The sequence below is a fragment of the Streptomyces sp. SID12501 genome (assembly GCF_010550245.1).
Lineage (GTDB): Bacteria > Actinomycetota > Actinomycetes > Streptomycetales > Streptomycetaceae > Streptomyces.
Window position 1 is genome coordinate 1 of sequence record NZ_JAAGLU010000942.1, and the last position, 402, is coordinate 402.

General features: G+C 76.6%; 1 protein-coding gene. It reads left to right on the plus strand.

Annotation, left to right across the window (positions count from 1 at the left end; genetic code table 11):
- Window positions 1-402: PfkB family carbohydrate kinase (locus tag G3I71_RS49245; protein ID WP_239149827.1), on the plus strand; the 402-nt coding region annotated here is incomplete at both ends.

The window sequence follows — 402 nt, forward strand, 5'->3', positions numbered from 1 at the left end:
CGCCGCGCTCCAGGAGCGCGGTGTCGACACGGCCGCCCTGCGCACCGTCGAGGGCGCCAGCGGCACCGCCCACATCACGGTGGACGACGAGGGCGCGAACAGCATCATCGTGATCCCGGCGGCCAACGCCCGCGTCACCGCCCTGGAGCCGGGCGACGACGCCCGCATCGCGGCCGCCGACTGCCTCCTCCTCCAGCTCGAACTGCCCCTGGAGGTCGTGCTCGCCGGCGCGTCGGCCGCCCGCGCCCACGGGGTCCGTACGATCCTCACCCCGGCCCCCGCCCAGCCGCTGCCGGCCGGACTGGTGGCCGCCACCGACCTGCTCGTCCCCAACGAGCACGAGGCGGCCGCTCTCACCGGGCTCACCGATCCGCACCGCGTCGCCGAGGCGCTGCTCCAGGA